7 protein-coding genes are annotated in these 10,116 nt (G+C 69.8%); 1 reads left to right on the top strand and 6 read right to left on the bottom strand.

Translation table 11 applies throughout. The features are described 5' to 3' along the window. The first annotated feature begins 49 nt into the window (after nucleotides 1-49). On the top strand, nucleotides 50-1,252 hold the full coding sequence (locus D892_RS0138750) for a cytochrome P450 (protein ID WP_024806401.1): 1,203 nt from the start codon (nucleotides 50-52) through the stop codon (nucleotides 1,250-1,252). A gap of 19 nt (nucleotides 1,253-1,271) precedes the next feature. Here the strand turns inward: D892_RS0138750 and D892_RS0138755 are convergent, their stop codons facing one another. The 6 genes from D892_RS0138755 to D892_RS0138780 form a co-directional block, all read right to left on the bottom strand. Next, entirely contained in the window at nucleotides 1,272-2,516 is a 1,245-nt protein-coding gene (locus D892_RS0138755; protein ID WP_024806402.1) for a cytochrome P450, read from the bottom strand. A 78-nt stretch (nucleotides 2,517-2,594) separates the two neighbouring features. Next, the gene (locus D892_RS43215) at nucleotides 2,595-5,774 is read right to left on the bottom strand and encodes a non-ribosomal peptide synthetase (RefSeq protein WP_024806403.1); all 3,180 of its coding nucleotides are present in this window, start codon (nucleotides 5,772-5,774) and stop codon (nucleotides 2,595-2,597) included. A 51-nt stretch (nucleotides 5,775-5,825) separates the two neighbouring features. After that, nucleotides 5,826-7,457, bottom strand: a complete 1,632-nt coding sequence (locus D892_RS0138765; RefSeq protein ID WP_369801799.1) for an AMP-binding protein — start codon at nucleotides 7,455-7,457, stop codon at nucleotides 5,826-5,828. Further along, complete coding sequence (locus D892_RS0138770; RefSeq protein WP_024806405.1) at nucleotides 7,458-8,138, bottom strand: SGNH/GDSL hydrolase family protein; 681 nt, start codon at nucleotides 8,136-8,138, stop codon at nucleotides 7,458-7,460. 37 nt (nucleotides 8,139-8,175) lie between these two features. After that, nucleotides 8,176-8,553: a VOC family protein gene (locus tag D892_RS0138775; protein ID WP_036567806.1), complete on the bottom strand. Its 378-nt coding sequence runs from the start codon at nucleotides 8,551-8,553 to the stop codon at nucleotides 8,176-8,178. A 40-nt stretch (nucleotides 8,554-8,593) separates the two neighbouring features. Further along, the gene (locus tag D892_RS0138780; RefSeq protein ID WP_051499390.1) at nucleotides 8,594-10,114 is read right to left on the bottom strand and encodes an MmgE/PrpD family protein; all 1,521 of its coding nucleotides are present in this window, start codon (nucleotides 10,112-10,114) and stop codon (nucleotides 8,594-8,596) included. Nucleotides 10,115-10,116: the final 2 nt, after the last annotated feature.

The following is a 10,116-nucleotide window of genomic DNA, read 5'->3' on the forward strand; positions in this document are numbered from 1 at the left end:
CGGACACCGCGCCCGGCTTGATCCGCAGACCGTCCGACGAGGAGTGCACGTGAGTACCGAACGCGCAGTACGCGATTACCCCTTCGGCGTCTTCACCCGCCTGGACATGGACCCGCTGTACCGGACGCTCCAGCACGAGGAACCCGTGTCGCGCGTGCGATTGCGCCACGGCGGCGAGGGCTGGCTCGTCACCCGCTACACCGACGTCAGACAGGTGCTCGCCGATCAGCGCTTCAGCCGGGCCGCCACCGTGGGACGTGAGGACGTGGCGCGCGTGCGCCCGCAACCATCGCCGCCGGACGCGATCCTCAGCATGGATCCGCCGGAGCACACCCGGCTGCGCCGACTGGTCGCCAAGGCCTTCACCGCCAACCGGGTGCAACACCTGCTCCCCCGCCTGTGGAAGATCGTCGGCGAACAGCTCGACGAGATCGAGAAGTCCGGTCCCCCGGCCGATCTCGTGGCGGCCGTGGCCCTGCCGCTCCCGGTCGTCGTGATCTGCGAGATGCTCGGCGTCCCGCCCGAGGATCAACACCGGTTCCGCGACTTCTCCGACAGCCAGATGTCCACCACCGCGTACACGATGGACCAGATCGCCGCCGCGCACGCGGAATTGCGGAACTACCTGACCGAGCTGGCGGCCCGGCGCCGCGCGCACCCCACCGACGACCTGATGGGCGCGCTGGTCGCCGCCCGCGACGACGACGATCGCCTCAGCGAGGCCGAACTCGTGAATCTGGGCATCGGCCTGCTGGTCGCCGGGCACGACACCACGGCCAACCAGATCGCCAACTTCACCTATCTCCTGCTCGAGCGCCCGGAACGCTGGGAATCCCTGGCGGCGCAACCGGATTCGCTCCCCGCCGCGATCGAGGAGCTGCTGCGCTACACCCAGCTCAGCGCGGGCGCGATCGGCCCCCGGGTGGCGCTGGAGGACGTGGCGCTCGGCGGCGTGACCATCCGCGCCGGCGACGCGGTCCTGGTCCACCCCTATGTCGCCAACCGCGACGAGACCGCCTTCGACGACCCCGACACCCTGGACCTGACCCGGGGGCACAACGCGCACCTGGCCTTCGGCCACGGCGCCCACCACTGCCTCGGCGCCCAGCTCGCCCGGCTCGAGCTCCGCGTCGCGATCGGCGCACTGCTGCACCGCTTTCCGCGCCTGCGGCTCGCGATTCCGGCCGACGAGGTGCGCTGGAAATCCGGCCTGGCGCTGCGCGGCCCGGAGGCTCTGCCCGTGCGCTGGTGAGGGTTCCGGGCCGTCCCGCTCACGCCGTCCGGCTGGTGGCCGCCAGCCGCAGCGACACCGGCAGGCTGCTCATGCCGCTGAGGAAATTCGAATAGATGCGTCTGGGCGCGCCGGTGAGTTCGATGCTCTCCGCCATGTCGCGCAGCCCGCCGAGGACCGAGCCGATCTCCACCCGGGCCAGATAGGCCCCCAGGCAGAAGTGGGCTCCGTAGGCGAAGGTCAAGTGCCGGTTGGGAGTTCGGTTCAGATCGAAGACCGCGGGGCGGGCGAACTCGTCGGCGTCGTGGTTCGCGGACACCATCCAGATGGTGACCAGCTGTCCGGCCGCGATCGACCGGCCGTGCAGTTCGACGTCCTCGGTGGCGGTGCGCCCGGCGTGCAGGGCGGGCGTCGTCCAGCGGAGGACCTCCTCGACCGCCGACTCCACCGACACCGAGCCGTCCTTGAGGGCCCGCCATTGGGCGGGATGCTCGGCCAGCGCCTGGACGCCGCCGATCATGGACAGCCGGGTGGTCTCGTCGCCGCCGAGGATCAGGCTGTAGCAGTTGAAGATGATCTCCTCGTAGCTCAGGGGCTCGCCCTCGACGGTCGCCGACGCGAGCACGCTGAGGATGTCGTTCATCGGGGTGTCGCGCCGCTCGCGCGCGAGATCGGCGAAGTAGAGCAGGATTTCGTTCTTCGCCACCCAGCCGTCGTCCGGGGTGGCCGTCGATCGGTCCGAGCTCAGCGCGGACGACGTCCATTCGAGGATGTCCGCCCGGTCCCGCTCGGGCACGCCCAGCAGTTCGCAGATCGCGGTCAGCGGGATGTTGGCGGCGACGTCGCGGGCGAAGTCGCAGTCGCCCCGCCGCACCGCGTTCTCGAGCAGCTGCCGCGCTCCCCACCGCACCCCGGTCGTCACGGCCTCGAGCGCCCGCGGCGAGAACGCCTTCATCAGCACCCGACGCAGATCCGCGTGGCGACGGCCGTCGGTCACCGCGAGCATCCGCCCCGCCGCGGTGTCCCCGCCGTCGAGCAGGGTGTCCAGGACGTTCCCGCGCTCGGAGCTGAACCGCTTCGCGTCCCGGAAGATCTCCTGCACATCGCGATACCGGGTGAGCACCCAGAAGCCGGGCCGGCCGTCGCGGGCCGGATGCCAGTGGACGGGTTCGTCGACTCGCAGCCGGTCCCACACCGCCGACAGGTCGTACTCCGCGTGCAGGGCGGGACTCGCCAGGTCCAGATCCGCCACGGCGTCGGCCGGGACGATCTCGCGAGCATGCATATCCGCTACCCCTCGTTCCTCGAGACCAGGAGTTCCTTCGCGCGTAGGCGAGCGAATTAGCCCCTGGCACAGTCACTTTCAGTGGCCACCGGCGTCGGCCCCCGCCGCGAGGGCGGCGACCGTCCGTTTGTCGATCAGGTCGCGGGGCGCGATGCGCAGACCCGCCTGCCGGGCTCGGCCGATCAGTTTCGTCGACAGGATGCTGTCCCCGCCCAGCTGGAAGAAGTCGCCGTCGACCGGCACGCTCGACAGCCCGAGCACGTCGGCGAACAGCTCGCTGAGCAGGGTTTCCACCGACGTCCGCACCTCGGCGCCAGGGCCGCCGACGGTGTCCGGGGTGACATCGCGGGCTGCGAGCGCCCGCCGATCGAGTTTGCCGTGGGCCGTCGTGGGCAGTTCGCCGAGCACAACGCAGGCCGCCGGAATCATGTACTCGGGCAGCGACGCCCGCAGAAACTCCCGCAGCTCGGCGGCGTCGGCGCGGGCGCGGCCCGCCGCGAGTACAGCGTACGCGACGAGACGTCTGTCGGTCGCGTGCGCCCCGTCGGCGGCCACCACCGCGGCCTGTTCGACGGACGGGTGACCGGCGAGCGCCGCCTCGATCTCCCCGAGTTCGACGCGATGGCCGCGAACCTTCACCTGCTCGTCCACCCGGCCGAGGAACACCAGCTCACCGTCCGCGCTCCACCGTGCGAGATCGCCCGTGCGGTACAGGCGCGCGCCCGGCCCGTCGAACGGGTTCGCGACGAATCTGCCCGCGGTCAAGGCGGATCGGTGGAGGTAACCGCGGGCCAGTCCGCCGCCCGCGACGTACAACTCACCCGCGGCGCCGTCGGGCACCGGACGCAGATCCGGCCCCAGGACGTACACCCTGCTGCCGCGCACGGGCGTCCCGATGGGTGGCGCCGCCGCGCCCGAGATCGGGCGGCTCATCGTCGCCGCCACGGTCACCTCGGTCGGCCCGTAGGCGTTGATCATGCGGCGTCCCCGTGACCACAGCTCCGCCAGCGCCGCCGGGCAGCTGTCACCCCCGACGACCAGCGTCCGAAGGCCCGGCAGGTCCTCGGCGGCTACGGTCGTGAGCGCGGCCGGGGGGATCAGCGCGTGCGTGACACCGTGTGCCCGAGCCACTTCCACGAGGGCGTCGCCGACCAGTGGCCGCGGCGGCGGCGTGATCAGACGGGCTCCGGCGCCGACCGCCATGAGCAGTTCGAGCACCGCCGCGTCGAAGCTCGGCGAGGAGAATTGCAGCACCCGGCTGTTCCGGTCGACCGCGAAGCGCTTGACCTCCTCCCGCGCGAGCGCGGACAACCCGTGGTGCGACACCACGACACCTTTGGGCTGCCCAGTGGAGCCGGAGGTGTAGATGACGTAGGCCGGGTTGTGGACCGACGGGCGGCTCGTCAACTCACCGTCGGCGATCTCGTTGTCCGAGAAAGCATTCAACTCGCGCCGCGTCGCGGCGTCGTCCAGCCGTATCGTCTCGACCGCCGCCTCGCCGCGGTCCTGGTCGCCGGTGGCGATGAGCAGCGCGGGCCGAGCGTCGGCGAGGATGAACCGGATGCGGTCCGGCGGGTAGCCCGGGTCGATCGGCAGGTAGGCGGCCCCGGCCTTGGCCACGGCGATCTCCGCGATCGCCATGTCGACGGAGCGCGGCAACAGCAGGGCGACAACGATTTCCGGCCCGGCGCCCCGGGCGATCAGCAGCCGCGCGAGCCGGTTGGCCCGGCCGTTCAGGTCGGCGTAGGTGAGGCTGCGGTCGCCGTCCTCCAGCGCGACCGCGCCGGGGTGTGCCAGGACGGTCCGGCGGAACAATGCCGACAGCGTGCTCGGCTCGGCGTCCGACACGGTCACGTTCCGGTCCACCAGCAGGCGCCGCCGCTCGCCGGGGTCGAGCAGATCGAGTCGGCCCACCGGCAGCTCGGGCCGATCCGCCACGGCGGTGAGCACCTCGGCAACCTGCCGCAATACCCGTTCGCCCCAGGCGCGCTCGAAGAGGTCCGGCCGATAGCCGAGCCGAAGTTCCAGCGACCGTTCCGGTATGACGGTGACACTCACTGGATAGTGATTGCCGTCGCGACCGGTCACACCGACCACCCGCATCCCGTCGGGCGCGTGCCACACCGGATCGGGCCGGACGGGCCACTGTTCCACGACCGCGAGCGTGTCGAAGAGCACGCCGGCGCCCGCAGCCTCGAAAACCTCGGCGAGACAAAGTTTCTGGTACGGCCGCAACGCCTCCGCTCGCTCCCGCACCCGCCCGAGCAACCCGTCCAGCGACTCCTGATAGCGCAACGCGATCCGAATCGGCAGGATGTTGAGGGACGCGCTCCCACCCTCGGCGGATGCCGACGGGGCAGCGGCCACGGTCGATCCGAACACGACCTCCCGCCGCCCGGTGAGATGACCCAGCACCACCCCCCATGCCGCCTGCACCGCGCTGTCGAGCGTCAACCCACGACCGTCCAGATATCGACCCAGCCGAGCCGTGACCGCCTCGGACATCGTGAACGCCAGCCGTTCCGGTACGCGCTCACCGATGCCGGGGGCGCGCTCACCGCCACCCGGGGCCCGCTCACCAACACCCGAGGCCCGCTCACCAACACCCGGGACGCGTTCACCGACACCCGAGGCGTGGGATGCGAGCAGGGTGGGGCCGTCGAGACCATCGAGGGCGCGCGCCCAGGCGGCCTCGGATGCGGCGATGTCCGGTCCGGGCGAGGCGTCGGCGTGGTCACCGAAGGGAACGGCCTCGGGGAGTTCGGCCTGCCGGTACAGGGCGAACAACTCGTCGATCAGCGCGGAGTAGGACCACCCGTCCACGAGGATGTGATGGTGCGTCAGGATCAGCCGACTGTCCTCGTCGCCCAACCGGACGAGCAGCACCCGCAGCAACGGCGGGACGGCCACGTCGAACGCGGCCCCCTCGTCCTCCGCCACCAGTTCGGCGTAGGCGGCCGCCCGCGCGCCGGGGTCCAGCTCCCGAAGATCGACGTATCGCCAGGGCAGCGGAACATCCTGCCCGACAACTCGTTCCGCGGTCCCGGCGTCGGAAAGGCGGAAGCCGCATAGCAATTCGGGCCGCCGGCGCAGCAACGCGTCCACCGCCGCCCGCATCGCCGTGACATCGAGCGCTCCGGCGAGGTCGAAGGTGAAGCTGACGCGGTAGGGGTCCGGGCCCGGCTCGGACACCCGGCTCAGCACGTGGAGCAGAATCCCCCGCTGCGCGGGAGAAACCGTCAGGGCCGAAAGTGTCATGGTCGATCCTATGGTCGTGCGCGGTGCGGACGAGGCGAGGGACGGGCGAGGTCAGCCCGGGTGCGTGCGCTGCGCACGCAGTCGTGTCCTGTCGGGCTTGCCGCCGGCGTTCAGCGGTATCCGATCCACGATCAGCACGTGCTCCGGCGCATGGGCGGGCGAGAATTTCTCGCCGACGCGGGCACGAATGTCGTCGATGTTCACGGTGACGCCCGCCACGGGCGCGATCGCCGCGTGCAAGTGGTCGGTACCCTCCGCGTCGCGGACGCCGTAGACGACCGCCTCCGCGATTCCCGGGACGGTGAGTATCTCCCGTTCCACAACCGCCGGATAGATCTTCGCGCCGTTGATCTTGACGACGTCCGCCACCCGATCCAGAAGATGCAGATAGCCCTGTGCGTCGAGATATCCGATATCGCCGGTGCGGCACCAGCCGTCGCGCAGCACCGCGGCCGTGAGATCGGCGTCCAGGTAGCCGTCCATGTTGTGCCGGGAGCCGGTCCAGACCTCCCCGATCCGATCGGCGGGCAGGGCTTCGCCGGTCTCCGGATCGCGGATGTCGAGTTCGACGCCCGGCAGCGGTCGTCCGACGGTGACCACGAGGTGCGGATCCCTCTGCTCGTCGGGGGTGAGCAGCGTGGCCGGTCCGCCCTCGGAGGTGCCGTAGGCCTGGGACAAGACCGGGCCGATCACGCGCAGCGCCTCGGCGATGCGCGCGGGGGCGGCCGCGCTTCCGGAGTAGACCAACCGGCGCAGGCTCGTCCAGCCCGCCGCGGCGGCGTCCTCGTAGCCCAGGCCGCGCAGATGGTCGAGCAGCCGATACAGGTGGGTGGTGGCGATGAAACCGCGCGTCACCTGGTGTTCGGCGACGGCCCGTGCCCACTGCTCGGTGTCGAAGTCCTCCATCAGCACGAGGGTCCCGCCGACGATCAGGGTCCCGTCCGCCATGGGCCCGGCCGTCTGTTCCAGCGAGGTGCTGACGAGGGAGACGACGTTCTCGGCCTCGGGCCCGAGGCCGATGGTGCTGTCCACCCACGCGTCCCACGACCAGCGCGATTTCCTGATGCCTTTGGGGCGGCCGGTGCTGCCGCTGGTGAACCAGATGATCGCGAGGTCCTCGGCCGCGACCGGCGCGGGATCACCGGAGTCGGGACGGTCCGCCGGGGCCGGCGCGATCGCGCCGGGAATGTCAGTGCCCACGACCGCGATCCGGGTGTGCCGCGCGAGTTCGGTTGCGCGCGTGGCACTGTCGCGGTCGGTGTACAGCACGGCCGCGCCGGTCTCACGCAGGATCGCGGTCTGGTCGGCGACGGACTGCATGACCGCGTTCGATCCCGGATTGGTCGAACGCAGATAGCAGACGGCCGCACCGAGCAGGAAGGCCGCGTGCCGCACCGCGATCATGTCGGGGCTGTTCGGCGCCGTGAGCACCGCGACCACGCCGCCGGGCCCGGCTCCCGCGTTTTTCAACGCGTCGTACAGGCCTGCCACGGAACGAATGTGCTCGAGGCCGGAAATTCGCGCGTCGCGGTAATGAAAAACGATTTTTCCGGGATTTTCCCACAGGGCGTTCAATACCGCGGCAACACTGCCGCCGACAGCCGCCCACCAGCGCTCTTCTGCGCTCATCAGGTCCCCCCTTTTTCTTTTCTCGCGGCGCGGTGGTCGACGCGCGCTCGGCATTCAGTTCTGTTTGTTTTCCAGATGCCGGCCCAGCGCCTTCACTTTCTCGCTGGCCGCGAAGGCATGCCCTCGCGCATTGAGATGCAGCCGGTCGCTGCTGTAGATGCTCAGATCGGAACCGAGCGGATGATCGGTGAAATGCACATAGACGGCGCCGTATTCTCGCGCGATTTCCTCGGTGAGCCGCGCGAGCGCCCGGGTGGCGGCGCTGACCGATTTCGCGTATTTCTCCGGCACCAGTCCGGCCTCGGCGATATCGAACATTCCGAAGGTCACGACGTCGGATCTCTGGTCGCGGAGCGCGGACACGATCGCCGTCAGGTCGCGCCGCACGGCGTCCAAGTCGAAACCCGGGCGCAGGAAGTCGTTGCCGCCGCAGATGACGAATGCCAGGTCGGGTTCGAATGCGAGCGCGTCGGCGAGCTGGGTTTCCCGCACTTCCGCGGTGACCAGATCCCGCTTGCCGAGATTCAGCGCGACCAGGTCGGGGTGTATCTCGCGCAGGGTCCGCTCGATCCGGTCGGCCCACGACAGGTCCTGGTATCCGGTGACCGCTTCCCGGATGCCTTCCGCGACACTGTCTCCCAGGGTGACCATGCGTTTCCATGGCGCCCCGGCGAGCAGCGCCCGGGCCGCCTCCGCGGAGAGCACGTACTCGTCTGCGGCTTCGGTGACCGTCATGTCCTCGGAACTCCTGCCTGTCGGATATCGGCCGGTGTCATCGCCCGGTCGGCGGAAGGGTGACGCAGAAGGGGTGGCCCGCGGGATCGAGCAGCACGCGCCATTTGTCCGGCGCCGGCTGCGTATCGGGTTTCCGGGCCCCGAGGGCCAGAGCGGCCGCTTCGGCCTCGTCCAGATCGTCGACGAACAAATCGAGATGCAGCTGTTTGGGAATGGAATCGGCGGGCCAATCGGGCGGCTGATGATTCACCACGCGCTCGACCGTGATCATCACGCCGTCGGCGCGTAATACTACCAGTTCTTCTGATTCGTGAACCACCGCGAGGTCGAGCAGATCTCGATAGAAACGGCCGAGCCGCAGAGTATCGTCACTGTCGAGCGCAATTGCCGCCAATCGAGCCACCGCCACTGTCATCCCCTCTCGTCCAACGAATTACGGAAATACGGTCAATATATCAAGAACTCACGGTCGCGGCCACCGGAGCCAGCGCCCCCTGGAGCGCCTCGGCGACTTCTCCGGTGTTCAGGTCCGCCAGGTTTTCCAGACGTGCCAGTGCCGCATTCGAACCTCCGGTGCGCAGGTATTTGCGCCGGGCGATGGCCCGATGGTTTCGCCGGGTGTCCGGTCCGGTCATGCCTATACCGCGCTCACAGCTTCTCGAGACGCTCCGCCCATCCGCGAAAACAATCTCCACGCGTGCCCCGATGGACATCGTGGCGGAGTCGAAGGTGCTCTCCGGCGGTCCCAGCCTGCTGCGCAGCAGCTCGAGGTCGGATTCGGGCAGGTCTCGAATGATCGGCAGGCTTTCCATCCGGTCGCCCGCCTGCCGCAGCAGTTCACCGAGCGGCACCGTCGCGGTCACCATGGCTTCGGTCAGCGCCCTGTCCTCCACCACCCGGACCTTGTCGGCCAGCGCCCACAGCCGCTCGTCGCCGGTGTGGTCGTCGTCGAAGCTCGCGGTCTCGAGCCGGCCGCTCGTCAGAATTGCGGCGATTCCGTATCCCACGGAGAAGGTCAGCGCGGAAACCGACGATTTCCGGCGACGCAGATGCGGCCGCACCTTGCCGTCCAGCAGCACGGTGAGCAGCGAGGCGTGCACTACGATCTCCGCGACGTCGTCCAGTTCCCTCTCCTCGATCGCCGCGTACAAGCGCTCCGCGCATTCGAACGCGGCCTGCAGGTAGAAACTGCCGGGATAAGGCTTGAACGACAGGGTGTCGGTGTGCCAGCGCTCCCCCAACCGGCTGGTCACGGCGTCTTCCAGCGGGCTCTCGGCGAGCGCGGCCAGCACCCCGTCCGGTCCCTCGAGAACATCTGCGGCGCCCCGCAATCCGTGAACGGCCGCGTCGCAGGCGTCGAGCGCGGAGCGGATCGGCAGCGCGGCCACGAACGCCTTCGCGTCGGAGGTCAGAAAGGACCGCTCGTGCGGAACGGGCAGGATGCCGAAGCCCAGTCCGAGGGCGTTCGTCCAGTCCGCCTCCGTGAGCCCGAGCCCGTGGAACCGCGCGACGACCGCCCCCACGATGTGCGGATAGGTCGAACTCTGCCCGCGGAAGATGGGTCCGAAGATGACGGCGGCCTGGAATCGGGCCGCGCACTCGTTGGCCGCGACGACGGCGGTGACGAGGTCCCTGCCGTCGCGCCCGAGTTCCCGCTGGTAGGCGAGCGGCACGTTGACGCAGGACGCCGACAGATGCCCGGAATAGGCGACCTCGTCGTATTCGAAGCTCATGGACAGCGCCGACAGGACGAACGCCGACTGCTTGCTCGGCGGTTCCAGCGGCGACCCGAAGGCGTCGACGAGGGACCGCCCGAGCGGATGCGCGAGCGACGCGCGCACCGCGGCGATGTCGGAGATGATCTGGCTGCAGGCCAGTGCCACGGTGTGCGGCGGAATGTCGTCGAAGGTCAGCGATCGAGCCCAATTTGCCAGGCGGGCAGTCAGACTGGGGCCCGGCGTGTGCGCAGCGTTCATCA

Source organism: Nocardia sp. BMG51109 (assembly GCF_000526215.1).
In the GTDB taxonomy this organism is placed as follows: Bacteria; Actinomycetota; Actinomycetes; order Mycobacteriales; family Mycobacteriaceae; genus Nocardia.

Bases quoted from the DNA above. Each gene is read 5' to 3' on its own strand.
- D892_RS0138755 (WP_024806402.1), bottom strand. From the start codon at position 2,516: ATGCATGCTCGCGAGATCGTCCCGGCCGACGCCGTGGCGGATCTGGAC.
- D892_RS43215 (WP_024806403.1), bottom strand. From the start codon at position 5,774: ATGACACTTTCGGCCCTGACGGTTTCTCCCGCGCAGCGGGGGATTCTG.
- D892_RS0138765 (WP_369801799.1), bottom strand. From the start codon at position 7,457: ATGCCGAGCGCGCGTCGACCACCGCGCCGCGAGAAAAGAAAAAGGGGG.
- D892_RS0138770 (WP_024806405.1), bottom strand. From the start codon at position 8,138: ATGACGGTCACCGAAGCCGCAGACGAGTACGTGCTCTCCGCGGAGGCG.
- D892_RS0138775 (WP_036567806.1), bottom strand. From the start codon at position 8,553: ATGACAGTGGCGGTGGCTCGATTGGCGGCAATTGCGCTCGACAGTGAC.
- D892_RS0138780 (WP_051499390.1), bottom strand. From the start codon at position 10,114: ATGAACGCTGCGCACACGCCGGGCCCCAGTCTGACTGCCCGCCTGGCA.